The sequence below is a fragment of the Lysinibacillus sp. NPDC097195 genome (assembly GCF_044762075.1).
Lineage (GTDB): Bacteria > Bacillota > Bacilli > Bacillales_A > Planococcaceae > Lysinibacillus.
Map to the genome: position 1 here is coordinate 2585476 of NZ_JBIWDP010000001.1, position 25374 is coordinate 2610849.

General features: G+C 36.9%; 24 protein-coding genes and 1 other annotated feature. Of the genes, 10 read left to right on the top strand and 14 right to left on the bottom strand.

The genetic code is table 11. The annotated features are described in order from the left end of the window. The first annotated feature begins 25 nt into the window (after positions 1 to 25). From ACIQXI_RS13240 to ACIQXI_RS13250, 3 genes are all read left to right on the top strand, one after another. Positions 26 to 817, top strand: coding sequence for a lytic transglycosylase domain-containing protein (locus ACIQXI_RS13240; RefSeq protein ID WP_402925479.1), 792 nt, complete (start codon positions 26 to 28; stop codon positions 815 to 817). Positions 818 to 1066: 249 nt separating this feature from the next. Beyond that, positions 1067 to 1474 (top strand): globin domain-containing protein, encoded by a 408-nt coding sequence (locus ACIQXI_RS13245; protein WP_024362532.1) that lies wholly within the window; start codon positions 1067 to 1069, stop codon positions 1472 to 1474. Then, positions 1467 to 2276, top strand: a complete 810-nt coding sequence (locus tag ACIQXI_RS13250; RefSeq protein ID WP_402925482.1) for a DsbA family protein — start codon at positions 1467 to 1469, stop codon at positions 2274 to 2276. Before ACIQXI_RS13245 ends, ACIQXI_RS13250 begins: the two co-directional genes overlap by 8 nt. Positions 2277 to 3249: 973 nt before the next feature. On the opposite strand, the gene pepF is transcribed toward ACIQXI_RS13250, so the two are convergent. From pepF to spxA, 4 genes are all read right to left on the bottom strand, one after another. Beyond that, a complete protein-coding gene (gene pepF, locus ACIQXI_RS13255) occupies positions 3250 to 5067 on the bottom strand; it encodes an oligoendopeptidase F (protein WP_402925485.1) in 1818 nt (605 codons plus the stop codon). A gap of 176 nt (positions 5068 to 5243) precedes the next feature. Further along, on the bottom strand, positions 5244 to 6356 hold the full coding sequence (locus tag ACIQXI_RS13260) for a competence protein CoiA (protein WP_402925487.1): 1113 nt from the start codon (positions 6354 to 6356) through the stop codon (positions 5244 to 5246). Positions 6357 to 6553: 197 nt separating this feature from the next. Then, positions 6554 to 7222, bottom strand: a complete 669-nt coding sequence (gene mecA / locus ACIQXI_RS13265) for an adaptor protein MecA (RefSeq protein ID WP_402925489.1) — start codon at positions 7220 to 7222, stop codon at positions 6554 to 6556. A gap of 432 nt (positions 7223 to 7654) precedes the next feature. Next, positions 7655 to 8050, bottom strand: coding sequence for a transcriptional regulator SpxA (gene spxA / locus ACIQXI_RS13270; RefSeq protein ID WP_068983509.1), 396 nt, complete (start codon positions 8048 to 8050; stop codon positions 7655 to 7657). A 524-nt stretch (positions 8051 to 8574) separates the two neighbouring features. Next, positions 8575 to 8808: a binding site (T-box leader), on the top strand. A gap of 65 nt (positions 8809 to 8873) precedes the next feature. Between spxA and trpS the strand changes: the two genes are divergently transcribed. Together trpS and ACIQXI_RS13280 are read left to right on the top strand one after the other, a co-directional pair. After that, a complete protein-coding gene (gene trpS / locus ACIQXI_RS13275) occupies positions 8874 to 9863 on the top strand; it encodes a tryptophan--tRNA ligase (RefSeq protein ID WP_402925492.1) in 990 nt (329 codons plus the stop codon). Between the two features lie 15 nt (positions 9864 to 9878). Then, positions 9879 to 10187: a hypothetical protein gene (locus ACIQXI_RS13280; protein WP_402925493.1), complete on the top strand. Its 309-nt coding sequence runs from the start codon at positions 9879 to 9881 to the stop codon at positions 10185 to 10187. On the opposite strand, the gene ACIQXI_RS13285 is transcribed toward ACIQXI_RS13280, so the two are convergent. From ACIQXI_RS13285 to ACIQXI_RS13295, 3 genes are all read right to left on the bottom strand, one after another. After that, positions 10171 to 10401, bottom strand: a complete 231-nt coding sequence (locus ACIQXI_RS13285) for a YuzI family membrane protein (protein WP_402925496.1) — start codon at positions 10399 to 10401, stop codon at positions 10171 to 10173. The two genes, ACIQXI_RS13280 and ACIQXI_RS13285, sit on opposite strands and share 17 nt — an antisense overlap. 97 nt (positions 10402 to 10498) lie before the next feature. Continuing rightward, positions 10499 to 11740, bottom strand: coding sequence for a beta-ketoacyl-ACP synthase II (fabF, locus tag ACIQXI_RS13290; RefSeq protein ID WP_402925498.1), 1242 nt, complete (start codon positions 11738 to 11740; stop codon positions 10499 to 10501). Positions 11741 to 11770: 30 nt separating this feature from the next. Further along, positions 11771 to 12709, bottom strand: coding sequence for a beta-ketoacyl-ACP synthase III (locus ACIQXI_RS13295; RefSeq protein ID WP_402925500.1), 939 nt, complete (start codon positions 12707 to 12709; stop codon positions 11771 to 11773). 438 nt (positions 12710 to 13147) lie between these two features. On the opposite strand from ACIQXI_RS13295, the gene ACIQXI_RS13300 reads away from it, so the two are divergent. After that, a complete protein-coding gene (locus tag ACIQXI_RS13300) occupies positions 13148 to 13342 on the top strand; it encodes a YjzD family protein (RefSeq protein ID WP_402925503.1) in 195 nt (64 codons plus the stop codon). 55 nt (positions 13343 to 13397) lie between these two features. On the opposite strand, the gene ACIQXI_RS13305 is transcribed toward ACIQXI_RS13300, so the two are convergent. Next, a complete protein-coding gene (locus ACIQXI_RS13305; protein ID WP_402925504.1) occupies positions 13398 to 15524 on the bottom strand; it encodes an ATP-dependent Clp protease ATP-binding subunit in 2127 nt (708 codons plus the stop codon). 256 nt (positions 15525 to 15780) lie between these two features. Between ACIQXI_RS13305 and ACIQXI_RS13310 the strand changes: the two genes are divergently transcribed. Then, positions 15781 to 16476 carry a Crp/Fnr family transcriptional regulator gene (locus ACIQXI_RS13310; protein ID WP_402925507.1) on the top strand — a complete coding sequence of 232 codons (696 nt, stop codon included), beginning with the start codon at positions 15781 to 15783 and terminating at the stop codon, positions 16474 to 16476. A gap of 120 nt (positions 16477 to 16596) precedes the next feature. Here the strand turns inward: ACIQXI_RS13310 and ACIQXI_RS13315 are convergent, their stop codons facing one another. Further along, positions 16597 to 16905 carry a metal-sulfur cluster assembly factor gene (locus ACIQXI_RS13315; RefSeq protein ID WP_402925510.1) on the bottom strand — a complete coding sequence of 103 codons (309 nt, stop codon included), beginning with the start codon at positions 16903 to 16905 and terminating at the stop codon, positions 16597 to 16599. A gap of 53 nt (positions 16906 to 16958) precedes the next feature. Further along, positions 16959 to 17723, bottom strand: coding sequence for a prolyl oligopeptidase family serine peptidase (locus ACIQXI_RS13320; RefSeq protein WP_402925512.1), 765 nt, complete (start codon positions 17721 to 17723; stop codon positions 16959 to 16961). A gap of 124 nt (positions 17724 to 17847) precedes the next feature. Here ACIQXI_RS13320 and ACIQXI_RS13325 point away from each other — a divergent pair, with 124 nt between their 5' ends. The 3 genes from ACIQXI_RS13325 (at position 17848) to ACIQXI_RS13335 (ending at position 20376) form a co-directional block, all read left to right on the top strand. Then, on the top strand, positions 17848 to 18657 hold the full coding sequence (locus tag ACIQXI_RS13325; protein ID WP_402925515.1) for a Cof-type HAD-IIB family hydrolase: 810 nt from the start codon (positions 17848 to 17850) through the stop codon (positions 18655 to 18657). 84 nt (positions 18658 to 18741) lie between these two features. Then, on the top strand, positions 18742 to 19599 hold the full coding sequence (locus ACIQXI_RS13330; protein WP_402925518.1) for a DegV family protein: 858 nt from the start codon (positions 18742 to 18744) through the stop codon (positions 19597 to 19599). Between the two features lie 354 nt (positions 19600 to 19953). After that, positions 19954 to 20376 carry a hypothetical protein gene (locus ACIQXI_RS13335; protein WP_402925520.1) on the top strand — a complete coding sequence of 141 codons (423 nt, stop codon included), beginning with the start codon at positions 19954 to 19956 and terminating at the stop codon, positions 20374 to 20376. 88 nt (positions 20377 to 20464) lie between these two features. On the opposite strand, the gene ACIQXI_RS13340 is transcribed toward ACIQXI_RS13335, so the two are convergent. From ACIQXI_RS13340 to ACIQXI_RS13355, 4 genes are all read right to left on the bottom strand, one after another. After that, positions 20465 to 21931, bottom strand: coding sequence for an alpha-amylase family glycosyl hydrolase (locus ACIQXI_RS13340; RefSeq protein WP_402925522.1), 1467 nt, complete (start codon positions 21929 to 21931; stop codon positions 20465 to 20467). Between the two features lie 584 nt (positions 21932 to 22515). After that, a complete protein-coding gene (locus ACIQXI_RS13345) occupies positions 22516 to 22884 on the bottom strand; it encodes a YisL family protein (protein ID WP_402925524.1) in 369 nt (122 codons plus the stop codon). 167 nt (positions 22885 to 23051) lie between these two features. Then, on the bottom strand, positions 23052 to 23954 hold the full coding sequence (locus tag ACIQXI_RS13350) for a fumarylacetoacetate hydrolase family protein (RefSeq protein ID WP_402925526.1): 903 nt from the start codon (positions 23952 to 23954) through the stop codon (positions 23052 to 23054). 97 nt (positions 23955 to 24051) lie between these two features. Next, positions 24052 to 25245, bottom strand: a complete 1194-nt coding sequence (locus ACIQXI_RS13355; RefSeq protein WP_402925528.1) for a DUF418 domain-containing protein — start codon at positions 25243 to 25245, stop codon at positions 24052 to 24054. Positions 25246 to 25374 lie beyond the last annotated feature (129 nt).

Here is a 25374-nt window from a genome sequence, read left to right on the forward strand (position 1 = left end):
ACAAAATGAAAGGGTGACCAGCTAATTGGATATCCAATCTATGCGAACAATGCTTGAAATCCAAGCACTACAAACGCTCGGTTCTACAGAAAATGCTTCAGCTAATTCTTTCACCAATAGCAATTCTATTTTTTCAGATATGATAGATGAAATGCTAAGTGATACGACAACAACGAACAATGCAAAACTATCTAGCCTACTTGGCATGTCTTCTTCAAGCTCATCCAACATCATGGATCAGCTTAGTAGTTTGACAGGAATGTCTGCTAGCACAACTAATAGTACGCTCCAATCATTGCTCTATAACGGATCAAATTCCGTTTATATACCAGCTTCTATCCAAGCTGCGTTAGCAAAGATGCAATCCAACACTAGTCTTGATTCCTATGTATCAGATGATGTTATTGGATCAACTGCCTATGCAAATTCGCTTGCTGGAGCAAACAAATACGCAGATATCATTGAAAAGGCTGCAGCTACTTATAATGTTCCTGCTAAACTTATTGCATCCGTTATAAAGCAAGAATCCAACTTCAATGCTTTAGCGGTCAGTCATGCAGGCGCACAGGGCTTAATGCAGTTAATGCCTAAGACTGCTCAATTTTTAGGTGTTAAAAATAGCCTTGATCCTGAACAAAATATTATGGCCGGTGCCAAATATTTACGTCAAATGCTCGATAAATTTGATAATGACCCAACACTTGCCCTGGCTGCTTACAATGCTGGTGCTTCCCGTGTAACAAAATATAATGGTATCCCACCATTTAAAGAAACGCAGAATTATGTCAAAAAAGTAATGAATTACTACACAGCTTAAATCGCATAAAGCCTGTAATTACAGTCTTTTTCAGCAAATTTCACCCTCGTTGGTGAAATTTGTGTTTTTCTGGCGAAAACTTCCAAAGAGCTCTTTATTTGTGTAAACGATTGGACGTTGATAGAATGAAGGTAGTCACAAGTTATTCACATTTTTCTATTCAACAAAGTATTAGCTAAATTTGTACATCAACATATTGATTTGTACTTTACAATATACTTCTTATAAAGAATAAAGGAGCAATTACTTATGAGTCGAAAATACACTGTTCCTTATGAGGAGCTGGGAGCTGAAAAACTTTCTGAACTCATACATGCGTTCTATAAAAGAGTTGCACAGCATCCTGATCTTATGCCAATCTTTCCGAAAGATTTGACAGAGACAGCCCGCAAGCAAATTCAATTTCAAACACAATATTTAGGTGGCCCAAATTTGTTTACAGAAGAGCATGGGCATCCAATGATGCGTGCGCGTCATATGAATTTCCCCATCACACCGGATCGTGCCCAAGCATGGCTTGAATGTATGGCCGAAGCAATGGATGAGGTTGGTTTGGAAGGGAAGTTCCGTGAAACGTATTACCAACGTTTAGTATTAACAGCTCATCACATGATTAATACACCTAATGACGATGAGGGGGAATTATTACGTGAATAATATTCAAATGTTGCAAGAACCAACACCGATGATAACTACTGCCAATAAGCCAATTGAATTGTATATTTTCGTAGATCCACTTTGTCCTGAAGCTTTTAGTATGCAAGCCATCATTCGTAAACTACAACTAGAGTACAATCATTACTTTTCATGGCGCTTTGTATTAAGTACAGAACTTTCTTCGCTGAATTGTTTGAGCAAGCGCATGAAAGGTTGCGAATCAGGCATAGAGCTAGATATTAATCATCCTGTTTTACCCTCTATTGCCATTAAAGCAGCAGAATTACAGGGAAAACGTGCAGGCGCTCGTTATTTGTCGAAATTACAAGAATATGTTGTACTGAACTATCAGGATGTAAATTCCTATGCAACATTGTTAAAAATTGCTGAAGAAGTACAATTGGATATGAATGAATTCGTGGTAGATTTCGGTTCTAAAGAAGCTGCACGTGCCTTCCAATGTGACTTATATATGAAACGCGAAATGGAAGTTGATGAAGTACCTAGTATCGTATTTTTCAATGAATGCATTGAAGATGAAGGGCTTAAAGTTAGTGGTAGCTATTCCTATGAAGTTTATGAACATATTTTACAAGAAATGATGAACGAGCAGTTAATACGTCAGCCGTTACCTTCTATTGAAGAGTTATTTTCAAGATTCCATACACTTTCTACAAATGATATCGCCTTTATCTATTCATTAACTGAACAAGCAGCAGAACGTGAATTAAAAAAACGTATGCTACAACAAAAGATAGAACGTATTCAAACAGACTACGCTACTCTATGGCGTAATAAATAATGCAATTATACTTTTATTCCTAGAGGATAGGTACTCCATCATTTTATGACGAGTCCCTATCCTTTTTTTATTTTTATAAAATAGTTTTTTAGCTACTAGAATTCATTATACCTTGGCATCATAATGTCTAAATTTCTTTTAGCCTACTAAAATCTTTTTTTAAAATTAAAGCTATGTACTAGGACCTTTTACTGTAGTTAATAAATATTCATTTCTTGACTGATTCAAACGTACAGTTCGTATTTACCCCTCAATGAGGAAGTACAAAACTTCTTTTAAGTAAGTTAAATTATTTTCCTGTCGTTTGACGAAGATATAAGTCAAAAAACATTATTAAAAGCTTTTTGATTATATCAATAGTCATAGCAATTAAGTATGACTGCTCTCACAACTATAGTAAATGAGACGCTTATTATTGAAACTACTAATGGCACATAAAAATTTTATCCCTAGCATGAAAGAACTAAAACAAAAGAGACGCTTCTATCCTCGACAGATAGAAACGCCTCTTTTTCACAAAGGGGATGGGAGAAATGTTCACGTTCAAACAAAGGGGTGTATGTTTGTTTTGTGATTTATTTCACAAGATTCACTTTATCACGGAATAATAAATTAAGCAATGTATCCTGCTTTAGATTCACAAATTTGTCATATAGAAAGCGATTTCAGACAGTATTTTTGTAAGATTGCTTCTTTTTTTCACTTAAAAATCTAAAAAAAACATTATTAATTTTATTTTAATTTGCTAATTGAGATGAGGCTTAACCAAAAGAGAAAAAGTGTTAGATTGATTGCTGTCAATCTAACACTTTCTCTATTATGGATGTCCGCTAGGCGGCGCTTTCCGCGGTTACCCACGTAAGCCGCGTCGGCACCTTCGCTACTCAACTAGTGGAGTTTTCTCTATATCCCCTTTTACAAAAGTAAGAATTGTTATAGTAATGGCAAAAATTTTAACGAACACCGTTACTTATTAATTATTCAACAATAATTCTTCCAGCTCATTTAGGCGTTGTTCAAATACTTTACATGCATCATCAATTGGTTGTGCTACATTCATATCTACACCTGCAGCTTTTAGTACTTCAATTGGGAAGTCAGAGCATCCTGCTTTTAAGAAGTTATTTATATAACGCTCTACAGCTGGTGCACCTTCCTCTAAAATTTGCTTACTTAATGCTGTAGCAGCAGATTTACCAGTAGCATATTGATACACATAATAATTGTAATAGAAGTGCGGAATGCGTGCCCATTCCAGACCGATTTCCTCATCCACTACCATATCTTCACCGAAATATTGCTTATTTAAGTTATAATAAACTTCCGTTAAACGTTCCGCCGTCAAAGATTCTCCGTTTTTATCCATTTGGTGAATTAAATGTTCGAATTCTGCAAACATTGTTTGACGGAAGACTGTGCTACGGAAACCATCTAACCAATGGTTTAATAAATAGATTTTTTGCTGTGGGTCATCAATTGTTTTTAGTAAATAATCATTCAATAGTTCTTCATTACATGTAGAAGCTACTTCCGCAACGAAGATTGAGTAGTCACCATAAACAAAAGGTTGATTGTTACGTGTATAGTAACTATGAACACTATGACCAAATTCATGCGCTAGTGTAAATAAATTATCTACGTTGTCCTGCCAGTTCATTAAAATATATGGATTTGTACCATATGCACCTGATGAATAGGCACCGCTACGCTTCCCTTTATTCTCTTTAACGTCGACCCAACGATTATCAAAGCCACTTTGCACAATATCCTGATACTCTTTACCGAGTGGGGCTAACGCCTTTACTAAAATATCCTTTGCTTCCTCATATGGAACTTTCATATCCACTTCTTTAACAAGTGGTGTAAATAAATCCCACATATGCAATTCATCCACACCTAATAACTTTTTACGTAAAGCTATATAGCGTTGCATCGTTGGTAAATGCTTATGAATTGTCTCAACTAATTGATCGTATACACTTTCTGGGATAAAGTTATTGGACATCGCAGCATGACGGGCAGAGTCGTAATTTCGAATACGAGCACTTACATTATGTTTTTTTACATTACCAGTCAATGTTGTAGCAAATGTATTTTTAAAATTACCATACGTTTCATACATCGCTTTAAATGCAGCTTCACGCACTGAGCGGTTTTTACTTTCTAGAAACTTAATATAATTACCATGTGTCAGCTGTACTTCTTCCCCATCCTCATTTTGCACTGTAGGGAAAACTAGATCAGCATTGTTTAGCATGCTAAATGTATTCGATGCTGTACCTGTAACCTCAGCCATTTGAGCAAGTAGAGCTTCTTGTTCAGCAGGTAAGACGTGTGGACGCGTCATTGAAATTTCTTTCAATGATTGCTTATATAATTGTAAATCTTGATTTTCTACTAAATAACTTTCAATTGTTTCTTCACTTAATGATAAAATTTCAGGAGTTAAAAATGATAAAGCTGCTGAAATATTTGTCGCTAAAGTTTGAATTCGGCTATTCATATCTTGATAAAAATTATTCGTCGTATCTTGATCATAGCGCATATGAGCATACGTATACAGTTTCATTGTGCGCTGATATATTTCATCGTAATACGTTAATACAGCTAATAAGGCATCTGCACCATTCTTTAAAGTACCTACATAGCTAGATGCCTTTTGGGCAAGTTCTGCGACTTTCTTGAATTCATCTTCCCATTGTGCATCCGTTGCAAAAATATCTTCTAATCGCCAAGTTAACTCTGCCGGTATTTCGTTTCTCATTAAAACTCGATTGCTGTTACTAGCCATGAGTCAGCCCCCTTTTTAAATAATTTTCCTTTACCTTCATATTTTCTCAATATATTGTGACAATTGCAAACAATACCCTAGACTATTCCTACTGCCGTTGCATTCCGTTTCTGGATCTCCGCCTCTTTTGTGAACATGCTGAACAGGGCAGTCCCTTTCTTGCTTTGAAAACTTTTTTATTGATTATATAAATGCCTATATATTTCTTCACAAATCACCATATTGTGATTAGGGTGCTGAAAACTATGTCCTAACAATTTCCCATAGTTTTCAACAGCTTGCACTCTCAATTTTGTAGCTTCTAAATTGAGTAATGTTAAAAACAACCGAATATTTCTCTTATCTAATTCGCAAGGTCGCAACTGTAATTTCCTACAATAATTTAATAAAATGGCTTGCCACTCAATTGAAAAAATCGGAATAGCTTTTGCATTCCGCACAGGTATGCCAATAAAATGCGGCAATGCATTAAGTGACAGATTTAGTTCATAACAGCTTCGTAAAAAAGGATCTTGAACCCCTTTTTTACTGTGCAATAGTCGTTGATATACGTACTGTTGGCAAAGTTTTTTATAAATTTGCCAGTAAGTATTAAATGCTTTAAGCGTAATCAAGCGCGGTTCAAAAAAGGGCATTTGCTGTTTATGGAGAGGGATAGTAAGTACTTTCGCTATAAAAGTATGCCCGTGAACATGAAGAAGATTCGTCCAATAATTAAATCTGGCTACTTGTGCATCATATGTTATTAAATATGGTACTTTGTTTGTTGTTTTAGTAATTGCATTTTGAAGGATAGGAGCAATGCGAATCTTTTGAATTGCATTTGATGGATAGTTGTTCTGCGGTGTTTGAAAAAGCCATAAAACCTGCATATTATTTCTCTTATAGCCTTCTGTTCGCACATGCCAGGTTTCATGGGTTATCGGACTACATTGGTATTCAATCGCTAACGGAAAGTGTTCTGTTTGTAGTAATAAATCTGGCCTTTGGGACAGCTTCGTTAAAAATGGCTCCAGCTCTACTGTATGCCCGCATGTTTTTAACCATTCAAATAATTGAATTTTTCCTTGCAAATGGAGCTTTGATTCCCCTTCTGCAAATCGCTGATCACAAGATTGGTTAGCCATATGTGCAAAATGTGGAATCATCAATCTCCCTATTTTCAATTGAACAGGTTGCTGACATTGCGGACAAAAAAATTGTTGTTGTTGGCGGTATTGCTGTAAAGCTTGTCTTGAATGTTGATATGGAATAAATAGTTGTTGTTGCTCTGTATATGCAATAAGCAAGACAATCCTTCTCCTTTTTGCCTTATTGTAGAGAGCTTTGTTCCAAATGCCAATTAAACATGTGTTTTTCTTCGAAATTTGAGTTTTCTTATGTTTATTATTAACTCCTAAAATAAAAAAAGACTGTAGGCAACTCAACTATATTGAGTGTGTCTACAGTCTGAAAGCCCCTGAAAATACTAAGAAGCTTGAAGATGTTAACTAAAATATTTTCGAACAGTTTCGAAGCAATCATATTCCATAATTTTTTCACCATATTCTTCAAGGCGATGAATTGTGAAATTTGAAGGGCTTAAAAACTCTTTAATGACCGCGTTTTTATCATGGCGATTTAAATCATCATCTGCGTTCGCAAAGTCTACTACTAAATAGTAACTACCTTCATATTTGAATAATGAGGAATCCACTAAGTCGTCCGTCATCCGTTTTGCAACGGGGATTAACTCATCAATATCTTTAAATTTATAAACATAAATGTCTGTATCCATAAATAACTCTGATTCATCCATGTCACCAAATTGAGTTAATTGACTAAGAAGATCCTCACCAACTTCGTCGAATGGGGCAAACATACTTTTTTGTTCATCAAATTGCGAATGACCATCTAATGTTTCACCGTCTTTTAAAATATGTGCACGTGTGACAATGATTTCTAAGCCTACTTCTGACGCATTGATATGAATCCAAATCGGACCTTCTACATCAAAATAATCTTCAGTATTTACTTCATCAATCATATCCCAAAAAAGTTGTTCACCCTTTGCTCGGTTGTACCAAATTTCTTCACGACTATAGCCGCGATCCTCTATATCATTGTACGTAATAAAGAGCTTGAGTGTATTTTCATTTACACGTTCGATGTCCACTAGACCTCATCTCCCTTCACTGTCATTTGTCGAAAAACAGTATTATTTCATTAGTATGCTTTGATTCATTATTTTTAACCTTCATACTCCTTTGTTTTTCAACCTTTGACCACACTACAGAAAATCATCGAGCAACTGTAATCAGTGTTTTTTTGTTCACAGTTGTCTCTAATTCTATTGTATGCTGTTCTTTCATAAAATGAAAAGGATATACACCATTTCAAAGAAGATATTTGAATAATTGAAATTGTATTAAACTATTTAGATTAAATCAAGTTTAACATACTTTTACGGAAATATATGACTTTTACCTATTAAATATTAGTTTTGGTTGCAGGTTTTTACATAAGTAAAACATAAAAAAATAGATGTCACAACATGCTTTTGCATTTGTAACACCTAATACATTATTCTATGCACAATAAGGGGGTTTTAGTTCACCATTCGCTGTGCTTCTTGTAATTGATATGCTCTTACTTTACGAGGTAAAAATCGTCGAATTTCATCTTCATTATAGCCGACTTGCAATCGTTTCTCATCCAATATGATTGGTCGTCGTAATAATCCTGGATATTCTTGAATTAGTTCATATAAGCGTTGTAAAGGTAAGCTTTCAACATCTACATTTAATTTTTGGAATATTTTTGATCGAGTTGAAATAATTTCGTCTGTTCCATCCTCCGTCATACGTAAAATTTCTTTAATTTCACGAATGCTTAACGGCTCAGAAAAAATGTTACGTTCTGTATATGGGATTTCATGCTCCTCTAACCATGCTTTCGCCTTACGACAAGACGTACAACTTGGTGATGTAAATAAAGTAACTATCATACTGACACATCCTTTCTCTTTGGTATTGTTATCTATAAGCCATTTTCTTAAATTAGAATTAATGTAATGTAAATCTACAGTTCCATTATACAGCACTCAGCTGTATTTGAATATAGTTCCAAGGAAAAAAAGAATGCGGTTTGAACGACTTTGTTACAAAATATTCTGTCTATTGATACTACTTTAAAGTATCCAATATTTCTTTACATGTCCAACGAACTAATAATAATATTCCCATTTACACAGCTTTTTAAACATAAAATAATTGAAACTATTTGTTCTCAATTAAAAAATACAAACGAGAATAATGTCACTTCAACGTATACAAATAAGACGTAACTTCACTAGTATTTGTTGCTTTTTTCCAAAAAGAAAAAATTAGTCATAACATTGCCTTCACATGCTTGCATTTAGCAAAGACTTTATACTATAATTTTGTGCAATAAGTAAAGCGCATATGCGCAAGTCTTTCTACACGATGGCATTTTGCCTCAGGAAAGATTCCTACACGAACAATGTAGTTAAAAACGCTGACGAAGAGTAGTACATTTGCAATATACATGTATAGAGAGTCTGTGGTTGCTGGAAACAGATCATGTATGCATTTGGAATGGGCTTCCGAGTTAGCTTTGTGAACGTTCAAGGTTGTTACTTGATACCTTTAGCAAAGCTCGTCTCTTCACGTTACGAAGCAAAGTGGCCTTTTTAAGGCAAGCAGGGTGGTACCGCGGATTCAAACATCATTCGTCCCTTCATTAGCTAATACTAATGAGGACGCATGATGTTTTTTTATTTTTCGAATCCCGAGGAGGAAATTAAGATGACAACAATTTTTTCAGGCGTACAGCCCACTGGTATTGTAACTTTAGGTAATTATCTTGGCGCATTTAAGCAATTCCCCGCGTTACAAGAGGAAGGGAATGCTATTTATTGTATCGTTGACCAACATGCCATTACGGTTGCGCAAGATCCTAAAGAATTACGTCAAAATATTCGTAACTTAGCTGCTACGTACATTGCAACTGGTATTGACCCTCAAAAGTCAACATTATTTATTCAATCAGAAGTACCTGCCCATGCACAAGCAGGCTGGATGCTACAATGTGTCGCTTCAATCGGTGAGCTGGAGCGAATGACACAATTCAAAGATAAATCACATGGCAAGGAAACTGTTTCTGCAGCACTTTTAACATATCCACCATTAATGGCTGCTGATATTTTATTATATAATACGAATATTGTTCCTGTTGGTGATGACCAAAAGCAACATATTGAGCTAACACGCGACCTTGCAGAGCGCTTTAATAAACGCTATGGTGAAGTGTTAACAATTCCTGAAATTCAATTACCGAAAGCAGGAGCTCGTATTAAGTCTTTACAAGAGCCTACGAAAAAAATGAGCAAGTCTGACCCAAATACAAAGGCTACAATTAAACTGTTAGATACAGCAAAAGAGATTGAGAAAAAAATTAAATCAGCAGTAACAGACTCTGATGGTATTGTGGCATTTGATGTTGAAAATAAACCAGGTGTTTCAAATTTACTAACAATTGAATCTGCTATTTCTGGCGTATCGATTGATGATTTAGTAAAAAAATACGATGGCATTGGTTATGGTGGCTTTAAACAAAGTGTTGCCGCAGCCGTTATCGAGCACCTTACACCTATTCAAGAACGCTTTTATGACCTTGTAGAATCTTCTGAACTGGATATCATCTTAGATGAAGGCGCAGAAAAGGCAAATGCTATTGCTAGCGCTACTTTAAAGCGGATGGAACAAGCAATGGGCTTAGGCCGCACACGTCGCTAAGAAAGGACTTCTACTATGCACTGTGAACATTGTAAACAAACGATTAAGACCCTTCTTTTAGAAGGTGACTTTGGTGCCGACCCATTATGGTGTGGTCACTGCCATAACAATTTAGAATTAGAACAATTCCCGTTAGATGATGCTTTATTAGAGGAGCTGACAACATGGATGTGTAACTTCGGTGAATGGATTGACCTTGAAACAGACTCATTCATCGAAGGGATGGAACACTTGGCCCAAAATCACGATGTACAAGGTGAAGACTTGGCCAAAAAAGTAGCACTCGCTTTAGCGATTCCGGTAAAATTCACACCTTATCTTTAACATTGTCTGTGCGATCGAAACCAACATCGAGCACAACGCTACACAGTACAATACAAGCACCAATTGCCATATAAAATTCTGTTGTGTGAAAAATAAATTTAAAAACAACGGACCAAGAATAACCGAGTGTCCGGTAGTTCAAATATAATATTAAATTACCAACGGAAAGAATCATTAAGCCATAGCTCATTAAAAATAAAAAAAGACGAAACAAATAAACGGCATCCTTTCTATTTCTTCTTACTTTATTTTCTATTCGCTAGCTTAAAAAAAAAGACGTCAGCCTTGTAAATTAGGCTGACGTTTTTTCATTATTCTTCAATTTTTTTAAATAATAGACTTGCGTTATGACCGCCAAAGCCAAGTGAGTTACTCATTGCATATTCAATGTTCGCCTCACGTGCTTCATTTGGTACATAATCTAAATCACATTCAGGATCTGGTTCTGTTAAGTTAATTGTTGGTGGTAAAATGCCCTCTTTCAGTGCTAGTGCTGTGAAAATTGCTTCCACACCGCCAGCTGCACCTAATAAATGACCTGTCATCGATTTTGTAGAACTCATTGCTAGTTTATAAGCATGTTCTCCAAATGCAGTTTTTACCGCTTGTGTTTCAAATAAATCATTGTACGGCGTACTTGTACCATGCGCGTTAATGTAACCAACTTGTGAAGGCTCTACGCCGCCATCTTCTAACGCTTGGATCATCGCACGTGCAGCGCCTTCGCCTTCTGGAGCTGGAGCTGTAATATGGTGCGCATCGCCTGTTGAACCGTAACCAAGCACTTCTGCATAAATTTTTGCGCCACGCGCTTTTGCATGTTCGTATTCTTCTAAAATAACAATCCCTGCACCTTCACCAATGATAAAGCCATCACGGTTTTTATCGAATGGACGAGAAGCTGTTTGCGGGTCTGTATTTAATGATAATGCTGTATTTGCGCAGAAGCCTGCAACAGCCATCGTTACGATTGGTGATTCAGCTCCTCCGGAGATCATCACATCCGCATCACCACGTTCAATTACTTTAAATGCATCACCAATTGAATTCGTACCTGATGCACAAGCAGTTACTGAACAAGAATTAATGCCCTTCGCTCCAAAGTGAATAGATACTTGGCCTGAAGCCATATCTGGAATCATCATTGGAATAAAGAATGGGCTAACACGACGTGCACCACGCTCTTGGAACGTTAAAAATTGGTTTTCGTATGTCTCCATCCCACCGATACCAGAGCCAATCCATACACCTGCACGAGGTGCTAATTCTTCATCAATTGTAAGCTGTGCGTCTTCCATCGCCATAATAGATGCTGCTAATGCATAATGCGTGAAGCGGTCCATTTTGCGAGCTTCTTTACGTTCAATATACTTTTCAATATCAAAGTCTTTTACTTCAGCAGCGATTTTGGCAGCAAAAAGATCTTTATCTAAGCGTGTTAATTCACCAACGCCTGATTTCCCAGCCTTAATGTTTGCCCATGTTTCTTCGATACTATTACCTAGTGGTGTTACTGCGCCAATTCCTGTAATTACAACTCGTCGTTTATTCATTGTCTTACTCCTCTCAAGCAATTTTCGTTGTTATTTTCCCCATCTCATTGCAACGGCGCCCCATGTTAAGCCACCGCCAAAACCGACAAGTACTAATAGATCATCATCTTTTATCTTACCTGCTTCAAGCTCTTCTGCTAAAGATATACCAATAGAAGCCGCTGATGTGTTTCCGTATTTGTGAATCGTTTTTGACATTTTTTCCGCTGGTAATGCTAAACGTTCACGTGCTGATTCCATAATTCGAATATTTGCTTGATGCGGAATTAAAAAATCAACATCTTCTTTTGTTAAGCCTGCTTTATCTAATACATTAACTGCCGATTCACCCATTTGGCGAACAGCAAACTTAAATACTTCACGACCGTTCATCGCAATTGTTTGTTGCTGTGTTAAATATAAATGTTTTCCGCCAGTGCCATCTGCTCCAAGTTCAAATGATAGAATCCCTCTACCTTCAGATACTGGACCAACAATAGCAGCACTTGCACCATCACCAAATAATACAGCGGTGTTGCGATCTTCCCAATCAATGACTTTGGACAGCTTTTCAACACCTACTACTAAGACATATTTATAAGCACTTGATTCTACAAATTGTTTTGCTGTCACTAAGCTATATATAAATCCTGCACAAGCTGCCGCTTGGTCCATCGCTGCTGCATTTACTGCACCAATTTGCTCTTGAACCATACATGCTACACTTGGAAATGTTTGATCTTGCGTTACAGTTGCAACAAGTATTAATCCTATTTCTTCAGGTGTAATACCTGCTTTTGCAATAGCATCTTTCGCAGCAGCTACTGCTAAATCTGAAGTTTCTTGATTTTCTGCAGCAAAATGACGCTCTTCGATGCCAGTACGAGTTCGAATCCATTCATCTGAAGTATCCATAATTTTTTCTAAGTCAAAATTCGTAACGACCTTTTCAGGAACGTATCTGCCTAAACCTATAATACCTGCGTTCATATAGCAACCCCTCTGCTTTCTTACTATCAATTATTAGTAACTGGTCATAATTATAACTCATAATAAACAAATGGTGCAAGACGAATTAAAATTAGTATAGCATATGGTTGTACTTCATATAGCATTCTTCAATCGTTTTACACTAATAAAATGGTTATTTTTGCTGCTTCAGTTCATTTTTTTGTAGGTTACACTTCTGCTATTACAGAATTGACGATAGAGCTTCGAGCATCGCCATTAAAACTTCGCGTAATACCACCAAACAGGTCAATCACCACTTACACATCACCTATGCCCAATTTGCTACATTGTTGTGACAAATTTGCCATTAATCAGCACGCACAAAGCTCAACTTTTGATAAAAGGTTCTTTTTTTTTCGTCCTATGTTATGATATGATAATGTATATGTAATAAAATAGTTCGTTGAGGTGAATTTAATGCAATATATCGTAACATTCATATGGTCATTCTTACTAGTTTCAATGTTAAACTACGTAGTAAGTGCTGTAATTGGGGTACCATTTGATTTCCAAACTGGTGCGATCATTTCAGTTGTATTCTCAGTACTTATTTTTGTTATTGGCGCAATCATTCCAAACGAGCCAACTCCAGAAGCTGCAGACCATCACTAATCAAATGTATAAAAAAACCTGTCTCGCCTTACGCGAAACAGGTTTTTTTTATTTATTATTTTTCTACTACACATTGACCATTGTGCATTTTAACATGTAGCGTTTCTCCTGGCAGTACCTCGCCACGCAATAATTCCTTAGCAACGGCCGTTTCAATATAACGTTGCACAAAGCGTTTAAGTGGACGTGCACCAAACTGAGGATCTGCTCCTTGCTCGACTACCCAATCAATCACTTCTTGTGCTACATCTAATGTAATTTCTTGTTCTGCTACTCGTTTGATAAGCTGTTCAACATACTTCCAAGCAATGGCAGTGAAATGTTCCTCGGACAACGCATGGAACATAATAATATCGTCCATGCGGTTTAAAAGCTCAGGCTTAAAGTGCTGGCGCAATGCTGTCATTACTAAATCCTCAACCGCTGCGTCACCCTCTTGTGCCTCCATTAAATAGCTTGAACCAATATTCGATGTTAAAATGACAACCGTATTCGTAAAGTTGACCATTCGTCCTTGACTATCCGTAATGCGACCATCATCTAAAATTTGCAAAAGAATGTTTGCAACATCTGGATGTGCCTTTTCAATTTCATCAAGCAAAACGACTGAATACGGATTGCGGCGTACTGCTTCTGTTAATTGTCCACCTTCTTCATAGCCAATATAGCCTGGAGGTGCACCAACGAGACGTGACACACTATGTTTTTCCATATATTCACTCATATCAATACGAATAAAATGCTCTTCAGAATCGAACAGTTGAGCTGCCAATGCTTTCGCTAGCTCCGTTTTCCCTACACCTGTTGGCCCTAAGAATAAGAAGCTACCAATTGGGCGATGTGGATCTTTAATACCTGCGCGTGCACGCCAAACCGCTTCCGTCACAAGCTGCACAGCATTATCCTGCCCAATAACACGTTCATGTAATGTATCCTTTAAACGTAATAATTTTTCACGTTCACCCTCAACTAACTTCGTTACCGGTATACCTGTCCAACGCGATACAATTGAAGCAATTTCATCCGATGTAACTTCTTCACGTAAAATACGTGCTTCGCTACCTTTTTCTAATTGCTTTTCCATCTCTTGAATTTCCTTTTCAAGTGCAGGAATTTTCCCATGTCGTAATTCTGCAGCTTTATTTAAATCATAATTACTTTCTGCTTCATCTAAATCACGTCGATATTTATCTAGTGATTCACGTTTTTTCTGAATGCCTTGCAACGCCTCTTTCTCTGCTTCCCATTGTTTGCGCATTCCTTCAGATGAATCTTTAAGCTTTGTTAATTCTTCTTGTAATTGTTCAAGACGCTTTTTACTTGCATCGTCTTTTTCTTTTCGTAATGCTTGCTCTTCAATTTCTAACTGCATAATACGACGCGTTACTGCATCCAATTCTTGTGGCATCGAATCGATTTCTGTTCGGATCATCGCACAAGCTTCATCAATTAAATCAATCGCTTTATCAGGTAAAAAACGCTCTGTAATATAGCGATTAGACAGCTCTGCTGCCGCAACAATAGCACGGTCATGAATACGCACTGCGTGATGCAGTTCGAAGCGTTCTTTTAAACCACGTAAAATCGAAACAGTATCTTCAATAGATGGTTCACGGACAAGCACTTGTTGGAAGCGACGTTCTAAAGCTGGATCTTTTTCAATATACATACGATATTCGTCTAATGTGGTAGCCCCTATACAGTGCAGTTCACCACGTGCAAGCATTGGCTTTAACATATTGCCAGCATCCATAGCGCCATCTGTTTTACCAGCGCCAACAATGGTATGGATTTCATCGATAAATAAAATAATGCGTCCTTCGGATTCTTTTACCTCTTTTAACACACCTTTAAGTCGTTCTTCAAACTGACCTCGATAACTAGCACCTGCGATTAATGCACTCATATCTAGCTCATACAGAATGCATTCTTTTAAGCCTTCCGGCACATCCCCTTTTACAATACGTTGTGCTAAGCCTTCTACGATGGCTGTTTTACCTACCCCTGGTTCACCAATTAACACAGGGTTATTTTTCGTTTTACGCGTTAAAATGCGAATGACGTTGCGAATCTCTTCATCGCGCCCAATGACAGGGTCCATCTTGCCGTTTTTAACTTCTTCAACTAAGTTACGGCCAAATTGCTCTAATGGTTTTTTATCATCTGTTTGTTGAAATTGCATAATAGCACTCCTTTTCTCTTTTTATATCTTTACCCAAATTTACATTTTTAAAAGTTTGACCTTCTTTGACTAACTTTATTTTACAACAACCGACAAAGCCAAGCAAAAAAAAAGCTCAAAAATTTTTAACCGATAATTGGAAAATTACGTTATAATATTAGTATGTTTCGTTGTTTTAGTATATCGAAATGATTATCGTCATCCTTTTGTAATGCAGGTATTTTCGATTACAAAAAGAAAGAGATGTGTTTGATATATGGTTCTAAAGGATAGTATGCACGAGAAAATACGTGCTCTTTTTCAACATAATGGCGTTTTTATTACAGTGAATAAGGATAGTAAAATTTTCTTAGAAGGTGAACGTGCGAAAGAAATCTATTACATTAAATCTGGTGCTATTGCGATTAGTCAGGAGACGGAGAGTGGCAAGGAATTAACGATTCGCATTTGCGGTCCCGATAGTATAATTGGTGAGGGCTCTTTATTTTGTAATCTGACATACTTTTCGATGACAGCTAAAGTGTTAGAAACGTCAACGTTGTATGTGTTAAGCCGTAAGTCATTAGAACATCTATTAGTAGAGCAGCCACATTTGATGGTAGAGTATATGAAATGGTTGCAAACAGAAAATTTAAAATATCAGAGCCGCCTCCGTGATTTAATGCTAAATGGTAAAAAAGGTGCTTTATTTTCAACGCTTATTCGACTTGCAAATACTTACGGCAAGCCAGCAGAAAATGACTCAATATTTATCAACTTTCCATTAACAAATACAGAAATTGCAAATCTATGTGCTACGAGTAGAGAAATGATTAATCGTATGCTGAATGATTTAAAAAAACATCACATTCTTTCCTTTGAAAAAGGCTATATTACCATTCTTGATTTACAATATTTAAAAGATGAAATTGCTTGCGAAAATTGTCCATTACAAATTTGCCGCATTGATTGATTCTTTGCGCTCGCTTAAAGAGACTATAGGCAAGCGTAAGCTTCATAAAAAATCCCCGCTTACAGTTATGTGCAAGCAGGGATTTTTTATTCGTATATTAGCGCGTTTAAAGGCGCACTACTAGCGGACACCTAATGCCATTTTGGCATAGCGAGACATTTTATCTTTTGACCAAGGTGGATTCCATACAATATTAACATTTGTACTTTTCACCTCAGGTAGTTCACTCATAGCAGTATTTACTTGATCGACAATCACAGGTCCCATTGGGCATCCCATTGAAGTCAACGTCATCGTAACAGTTGCTACCCCCTCGTCATCTAACTCTACATCATATACTAAACCTAAGTTGACGATATCAATACCAAGCTCAGGGTCAATTACATTTTCTAATGCACTTAACATGCTATCTTTCATATCTTGATCCATCTGTATTTCTCCTTTCGTTACAGTGTTTACTTAATCATAGCAGATGCTTCTTATTATGCCAAATGCTGTGCAAGCCAATCTGTTGCCGCCAACATCCCATTACGTGATACAGCATGACCGGCCTGTTTATCTGCAATAAATTTTAAGTTGTTCGGATTGTCATCATAGTATGTGCGTAATGTACAATAAAAATTATACGTATCATTAAATGGGACCGTTTTATCACGCTCACCATGCCAAAACAACACTGGACGTCCTGCAAATCGCTCAGGCGTTAAGCTAATGTCATACTTTGCAAGCAGTTCATTCGTTTTTTGAACTTCTTGTTCTGACATTGGAAATTTCACACCGTTTTTAGCCATTTGCTGTAATTGATAAGCACCTAATTTGATAAAAGCAGGGCCACCCATACAGATTGCTGCCGTTTCAATCCAGTCATAAAGCTTTAAGCATCCTGAAGTGACGATACCTCCCATCGAAGTACCAGCGACGCCAATTTTATCATGAGCGACGAGTTGCTTATTCTTTAATTCATTATATAATTGCTCAACTTCATGAATAGAATTTAAGACGATCTCCCAAAAATGTAAATTCATTTGAGTCTCTGTAAATCCTTCACTGCGATCACCATGCCATTTCGCATCTGGTAAAAGGACACGCACTCCTTTATTTACTAACTGGTACGCATAATGTAAGTTATGTTCTTTTGCACTCATAAAACCGTGTAAGAAAATTACTACTGGGGTTTTTTCATTCATATTATCTGTGGATATATGTAACAAAGGAATATTTCCCCATATTTCATTTTTGACTAACATGCTTGTCACTCCCAACTTTTGTCTGACCTTTTTTATGTTAGCAAACTTTTTTCAATGTGACAAAATTTTGACGTATGATTAACAAAGCGATACTATTCAAACATATAGAAAGGGGCAATACGTTATGAAACCGCATTTAATCGTGTTAGATTTAGACGGGACGTTATTAACGGACCAACAACAGATTTCATTAAAAACAAAAAAAACATTATTGCAGGCTAAGGAACAAGGCCATCAGGTAATGATTGCTACAGGCCGTCCTTATCGCGCAAGTGATCTTTACTATCATGAGCTCGGGTTAACAACACCGATTGTTAATTTTAATGGAGCCTATGTCCACCATCCTAAAAACGCCGCATGGCAAACAATGCATACACCGATTGACTTAAATGTTGTACGAGAAGTGGTTGATTCAGTTAATACCTACGATTATGAAAATATTATTGCCGAAGTAAAGGATGATATTTATGTCCATACGGAAGATGATCGGATTTTAAATATTTTTAACATGGGCAATCCCAAAATAACGCTCGGTGATATTTCAACAAATTTATTAGTCAATCCAACAAGTCTTCTTATTCAAGCAAACGAAGCAAACTCTATGATTATTCGAGATCATCTACAAGAAGTTCATGCAGAAGTGATCGAGCATCGCCGTTGGGGCGCGCCGCTGCATATTATTGAAATTGTCCGTCGTGGCTTAAACAAAGCGGTGGGTATTTCACATGTCGCCAAGGATTTAGGCATTCCACGGGAGCGAATTATTGCCTTCGGTGACGAGGACAATGATTTAGAAATGATTGATTATGCAGGTATCGGTGTCGCAATGGGTAATGGCATCCCTAGCTTAAAAAATATTGCCAATGAAATTACAGCAACGAATAATGAGGATGGCATTGCTAAAATACTTATAGAACGCTTAAAATTATCATAGATAAGAAGTAATTTCCATTTCCAATTAGCATAACATGCATCTTCAGCAGTTCAAGTAAATACAGATTTTTAGGAGGTTACGATGATGAAAATTTTTACTGATAGTGGATGTGATTTACCCAAGTCTTTCTACGAAGAGAATGATGTCATTCTACTTCCGCTACGAGTACAAGTAAACAACAATGAATACGATGATGTCCTAGCAATTGATTCAAAAGAAGTTTACGATGCTATCCGACAAGGGGCACATCCGAAAACTTCACAAGTTTCACCAGAGCTTTTTTTGAAGCATTTTGAAAGCCTTGCTAAAAGCGAAGAACAAGGCATTTATATCGCCTTTTCATCTGAATTATCAGGTACGTATAGTACCGCTGTAATGATTCGCAACCAAGTACTGGAACAATATCCAACGCTTCAGCTAGCCATTATCGATTCGAAATGTGCTTCTTTAGGTCATGGCTTAATCGTAGAAGAAACCGTTCAACTGCGAAAAGCTGGTGCATCACTGGAAGAAATCGAATCTAAAGTCTCATCACTTGCTTCACAGATGGAACATCTTTTTACAGTAGAAGATTTAGATTATCTTGCGAAGGGTGGTCGTGTTTCGAAAGCTAGTGCCTTTCTTGGTGGACTTCTTAGCATTAAGCCCATTTTAAATGTCGAGGATGGCAAGCTAGTACCAATTGAAAAATCACGCGGTCGTAAAAAAGCGATTGCGCGCATGTTAGATTTAATGCAGGAGCGCGGTGGTAATTTTTCTGACAAAATTGTCGGCATTAGCCATAGTGATGACACAGCATTTGCGAACGAAGTGAAAACATTGATTCAGGAAAGATTTACGCCAAAAGCTATCCAAGTCACAATGATTGGCTCGGTAATTGGTTCCCATGTAGGACCAGGCACAATTGCTATATTCTTTACTAATAAGAGCTACCAAGCATAGTGTAAGACAATAGAACATACATGAAAAAGTGTTAGATTGACTATAATCAATCTAACACTTTTTATTATGCCGTTGATGTCCACTATGGCGGTGCTTTGCGCGGTCACACCCTCGCGATCGCGCGGATTGTTACGTCTTACGTTGCGTGCGCTCTGGCAGGAGTCACCGCCTTCGCTAGCATCAACTATTTGCCATTGCGTAAAAAACCATTAACCACTATGGCGGATTGTTTGCACCGGGTACATTGTAAGCCGTAGGATTCACACATACTTCTACTTTCAATAATGTGTGTATTGCTTATTTAACTATTAAGTAATTTACATGGAAAACTAAAACAGCAGGGAGTTTATGAAGATGAGTATGGTTACTTATTTAGGTTTAAATTTTACAGTAACACTAAATGAATATTATACAGAGGGTGATGTGGAAATAGGTTATGTTTTCTCTAATGAAGAAAATCGTACTGCCGTTCAGCAGAAGCATTTTACTACGCCCTATATTTATGAACTATTTGAAAAAGGTCATCCTATTTGGGAAATGAATGCATATCAAAAAAGACATTCACCACACCACTACGATAAATCTAAAAAAACCTTTCTCCATTTATGTCATTTACTAAAAGATTTACTCCCACATGGGGATTTTTGTGAAGTTTATATTTGTTGGTTAGGTGAGGAAGATGACCATCATGGGGATGAGTCAACCATTTATTTACATGATTTACAAATTGAAACACTTGAGATATTTGAAAAATGCTTTATTCGTATTGAAAACTAATAAAAAAAACAATGGGAACCTCATCAATAAGGTTCCCCTAGTTATTGCGGAAACAAGTAACAAATTTATCACCGCTTGTTAGCTATTATTAATTAACGGCGTCTTGTTCTTGACGACGTTTTTTCCCTCGTTTAATAATAATAACGACGAAGCCAATAAATACGACATAGACCAAACCAAGTGCAACCATATAAGGCACGTTTAGCCCTTCATCATCTTTAACTTGATAAATCTCGACTATTTCCCGGTCTAGTATGACTGGATACACATCTTTTTCATTTTTACGTACCTTTTCTTCTTGTAAAATACCATTTAGCATTTTACCTTCACCAATTTGTTCTGGTGTTAAATCAACGCGTTGGGTTTTCCCAGTATTGTTTACCATGATAATCCATTGCTCGTCATCCGATTTTCGTGTAAATACTAGTAACCCATTATCATTCGTAATGATTTCAAAATCACCTGTTCGTAAAGTTGCCGATTGATTACGTAATGACTGCACATTTTTAACATAGTCAATTAATTCTTCATCTGTTTTAAAATTGTATAACTGATGATTATCAGGTTTTACTTCCCCGTTCATAGCAATTTCCGTACCATACTGGACAACAGGAATACCAGGCATCATAAATAACGCGCCCAAAGCCATTTTTAAGCGTGTTGGAGGAAACATATTTTCTGACGCAGAATCAAATGTAAAACGAGGCGTTTGTAGCGTATCTATCATAATTTGCGTCGGTTTGTCACTTGAAAAAGGCTCCATTAATTTTGAAGAGTCTCGATCAACATTTTTAAAAATATTACGGAAGATTTCTGCTGTTGCTGTCGAGAAGCTTGCATCAAAATTGGCATCGCTTTCTTCATTTGAAATAACATATAACGATTTTTTTGTCTCTTTTAATGCCGTAATCATGGCATTAAGAAACGTTGGATCAGCATCTGCAATATTCGTTAAACGTATGCCACCCACATCATATGTAGAAACAAAATTTGTCGCTGCTTCTATTAAAGCTGCTTGTACATCCTGATTTGTTAAATCCCATTGAATATGTCCATTATCTGTAGAGGCAATCCAGCTTTGTTTGGCAGCATCTTGTGCCCACTCATGATTAGGACTTACATTACTCAACGGAAAGTCCACCATGATCGACATATTTTTATCTTTATAGGCCTTTACAACACTTTGGAATTCTTCTTCTGTTCCAAAATGCTCCTCGATAATACTATAGCTTGTTGGCATCGAGCCATCATATGTTTCAGTATCAAAAATGGTACCGATAGAAACGATGGTATAGCCCATTTCACCAATAAATTTTAGTTTATCTTGTAATCCTATGAAGTCGCCACCTGCAAATTTTGTTGGGTCTTGCGTATTTGTATCATAATCGTTGGTACCGGAACCATTAAAGAAACGGTCAACGAGTAAATCATATATGCTTTCTTCTGCAATCGTTCTTGTTTGCACTTCATCTGCATGTGCTGGTGTTATGCCTATTAATGAAGTTGCCAGTAAAAGCGATGCAGCTGTCGCGCCTATCCACTTCTTAAATTTCACTTTTATTCCCTCTCTTTCAAAGCAATCCACCGTCATTTTACCAAATAAACCAGTTACCTTGCTATCATTTCAAAATATTTTCCTGAAATGCAAAATGAATTGCGACAAAAAGGTGTCAAATTAAGCCAACTTCAATAATAAAAGGCAAAGAAAATAGAGAAAAAGTGTTAGATTGACTGGTAACGATCTAACACTTTTTGCGATGTCGTTGATGTCCGCTACGGTGGTGCTTTCCGCGGGCCCACCGTAAGCCGCAACCCTCGCTAATGCGCGGCCTGTTGCGTCTTACGCTGTGTGCTAGTCCCGCAGGAGTCACCTCCTTCGCTACCATCAACTAGTGTTTGCTTCTATTTTTAATCTACTGCATAAGAAGAACAGCTCAGATATCATTTTTCTTTATAGCGCAGAAATACCATCTGCTAACTTTTTCGCTATTCATTGATGTCCGCTGCGGCAGGTGCTTTCCACGCGCAAACTTAAAAATACAGAAAATTAAGAATTGTTTCAGTGCCTGGCACTCCCCGTAGGCACTTCCTGTAAAAAGTAAAAGCCGTGAAGCAATAGCTTCACGGCTTGTTAAATCATTATGCAAAGAAACTGAATCCCATTGGTAACTTGAAGCCTAAGAACATCGTAATTAGTAAGAACACTACAAATAAAACCCAGAACATTGCAGTTGGTTTGTTTTTCTTTTGACGAACTAATACCATTTCCATCATACCAATAACTAAAAGTCCGCCAATAAATTTAAAGCCGTAAAGCATTCCTTGACCAAACTTCATTGCTTCAATAAATAATGCCCCACCTGTAATGATAATTAAAATGTAAAATAAGCGTAATGTCATATGTAAGCCTTTAGATTGCTTACCGCTAAGTGCTGCAATTAAAAAGATGACGATACCTACTACCCAAGTCGTAATGTGTAAATCTGTTCGGCTAGTTAAAAAATCCATTATTGTCCCACCTCATTCTTTTTCTATCAAACTCTATCCTATCATGCAGTGGAAATGGTTTCAAATATTACAAGTTGTGTTCACGAAATTGCATTAATTTTGGCCATGATATCTTCTACATGAAACAAAAAATCCGCGCAAGCTTTTACTCACGCGGATTACTTAAATTATTCAAAATGATTGACTAATGTACCAATACCTTGAATGGACACTTTGACCGTATCGCCCGCTTTTAAAAATTGCGGTGGGTTCATACCTTTCCCCACGCCTGCCGGTGTACCTGTTAAAATAACATCACCTGGCTCTAATGTTACGTGTTGCGATAAAATGGATACTAACGATTCTACAGTGAACATCATATCTTTTGTCGTACCGTTTTGACGGACTTCGTCATTGACTTTTGTTACGACCGTTAAATCTTGTGGATTTGGAATTTCATCCTTTGTCACAAGGTATGGACCTAATGGGCAAGTGCCTTCTAAACTTTTCCCTAAGAAGAACTGCTTATGTTTATCTTGTAGATCACGCGCTGTAATATCATTGGCAATTGTGTAGCCAAAAACATAATCAAAGGCTAAGTTTTTTGGAATGTTTTTGCCACGCTTTCCAATAACAACAGCTAATTCCCCTTCATAATCCATTTTAGAAGAAAGATCAGCATGTATCGATAATGTTTGACCATCGGCAGCAATCGCTGTAGGAGACTTTGTAAATACCATTAAATCAATCGGTGCTGCTTCTGCACCCATTTCTTTTGCATGCTCATCATAGTTTTTACCTATACACATAATATTTTTTGGTGTACGTGGAATTGGTGATAACCATTCAATCTCTGTAAACTCACGCTTGAAACTATTCGCACGATCTGATTTTTCTGCTGCTTCTACTAACTTACGAATCTGTTCAACAAAATCGAAGCCTAGCGCAATACCATCGACAATTGAACTTGAAAAAGAAGGGAGAACTTGAAGTTCGTTTTGAATAGCGAGTACATCCCATACCGCTTCTTCTTTTTTTACTTTTGGTCCAAAACTTACATGTCCACCTAATTTAAATGATAAAATTTTCATGATTTTAAGAGCTCCTTCTTTTTTCTACATGATACAACAATATGATATAAATTACCTTACTTTTACGATAACAATTTTTAATGTTGCTAATTCTCAATTAATTAAGGATATTACGAGCAATTTTTTCACTTGGCTCCGTTTTCGCTTTATATGTGATTTTACGCCATAAAGCTTCCAATGGCCCTTGTTTCCACTTCGATAGCCAAATTTCAGCTACAATCATTTGCACGACAATAATAGCAATAGCAACTAAGACACCTGTTGCAACACTTACTTTGCCATACCAACCTAAGCCAAATTGATAGAATACCAAAGTGCCTATAATAGATTGAAGTATGTACATCGTTAACGACATACGTCCAATTTTTGCAAATGGACTAAGTATTTTCGGGACAACCGGCACTAAACATACTAATACAATGATTCCTATATAGCCGACCGATAATATCGGACCACCGATATACACTTTTACATAATCAAATAAATACGTACGACTAAAGACAATCGGTGTACTTTTTAGGAAAATACCGAGCGCTAGTCCTACAATTGTTAGTACTAGCCATAGCCATTTAAGCTCTTTTGCTCGCTCGATTAAATGCCATTTAGAAGCAGCTGCACCTACTAACATATATGGTAGGATTGTAAATAATGCCGCAAACCACATCCCAATATTGGCTTGAATAGATAAGTCTGCTAGGCGTTGCATAAATGCATCCATCCAACTACCCGTGCCATAAGCCGTAATGGCTTTTTCTACATCGGTAATATTTAAATACGCATCAATCTGCGTATTAAAGTTAATATAACCTACTACAAACAACATAAAAAGATGCATGATTCCACTAATAATAATGCCAGTCACTAACAGCCATATTGGATGTAAACGTAGGAGTAATAGCAGGAAAATCCCACAAAATGCATACATCATTAAAATATCTCCCCACCAAATCAGGACCGCATGCACCACACCAAATAGGAATAAAACAATGAGTCTTCTAAGCCCTATTCCATAAAAATTTTGTTGACGACTTTGTGCTTTTTGCCATTGCATTGCTAAACCATAGCCAAACAACATAGAAAATAATGGATAAAAACTACTTTGCACATAAATATCTAAATTTTGCTGCCACACAATATCTGATGGTGTTGTAAACCATGACCCTAAATCAATGTATGGCATCGGCAAATAAAAAGCATACATATTAACTAGTAAAATACCTAGTAAACTTATTCCTCGTAAAATATCTAATGTTGCTATGCGTTCCTGCAACATTGTTGGTTTCAAATCCACAACATAGCCTCCTCTTCTTTCTTCCGCGTAAACTGACAAGTTACACCCTTCTGCGTAAAGCTGACGTTTCACGCAGAAGTTTGCATCTTGCTTATTAACACTATTGAATTCACAAGCTAATATTCGTTC

Excerpts from the sequence above, each read along its gene's own strand:
- ACIQXI_RS13310 (WP_402925507.1), top strand. The coding sequence starts at position 15,781 with ATGGTTCTAAAGGATAGTATGCACGAGAAAATACGTGCTCTTTTTCAA.
- ACIQXI_RS13350 (WP_402925526.1), bottom strand. The coding sequence starts at position 23,954 with ATGAAAATTTTATCATTTAAATTAGGTGGACATGTAAGTTTTGGACCA.
- pepF (WP_402925485.1), bottom strand. The coding sequence starts at position 5,067 with ATGGCTAGTAACAGCAATCGAGTTTTAATGAGAAACGAAATACCGGCA.
- fabF (WP_402925498.1), bottom strand. The coding sequence starts at position 11,740 with ATGAATAAACGACGAGTTGTAATTACAGGAATTGGCGCAGTAACACCA.
- ACIQXI_RS13305 (WP_402925504.1), bottom strand. The coding sequence starts at position 15,524 with ATGCAATTTCAACAAACAGATGATAAAAAACCATTAGAGCAATTTGGC.
- ACIQXI_RS13300 (WP_402925503.1), top strand. The coding sequence starts at position 13,148 with ATGCAATATATCGTAACATTCATATGGTCATTCTTACTAGTTTCAATG.
- ACIQXI_RS13320 (WP_402925512.1), bottom strand. The coding sequence starts at position 17,723 with ATGTTAGTCAAAAATGAAATATGGGGAAATATTCCTTTGTTACATATA.
- ACIQXI_RS13245 (WP_024362532.1), top strand. The coding sequence starts at position 1,067 with ATGAGTCGAAAATACACTGTTCCTTATGAGGAGCTGGGAGCTGAAAAA.
- ACIQXI_RS13330 (WP_402925518.1), top strand. The coding sequence starts at position 18,742 with ATGAAAATTTTTACTGATAGTGGATGTGATTTACCCAAGTCTTTCTAC.
- ACIQXI_RS13335 (WP_402925520.1), top strand. The coding sequence starts at position 19,954 with ATGAGTATGGTTACTTATTTAGGTTTAAATTTTACAGTAACACTAAAT.
- ACIQXI_RS13315 (WP_402925510.1), bottom strand. The coding sequence starts at position 16,905 with ATGGATCAAGATATGAAAGATAGCATGTTAAGTGCATTAGAAAATGTA.
- ACIQXI_RS13280 (WP_402925493.1), top strand. The coding sequence starts at position 9,879 with ATGCACTGTGAACATTGTAAACAAACGATTAAGACCCTTCTTTTAGAA.
- ACIQXI_RS13345 (WP_402925524.1), bottom strand. The coding sequence starts at position 22,884 with ATGGATTTTTTAACTAGCCGAACAGATTTACACATTACGACTTGGGTA.
- ACIQXI_RS13295 (WP_402925500.1), bottom strand. The coding sequence starts at position 12,709 with ATGAACGCAGGTATTATAGGTTTAGGCAGATACGTTCCTGAAAAGGTC.
- trpS (WP_402925492.1), top strand. The coding sequence starts at position 8,874 with ATGACAACAATTTTTTCAGGCGTACAGCCCACTGGTATTGTAACTTTA.
- ACIQXI_RS13325 (WP_402925515.1), top strand. The coding sequence starts at position 17,848 with ATGAAACCGCATTTAATCGTGTTAGATTTAGACGGGACGTTATTAACG.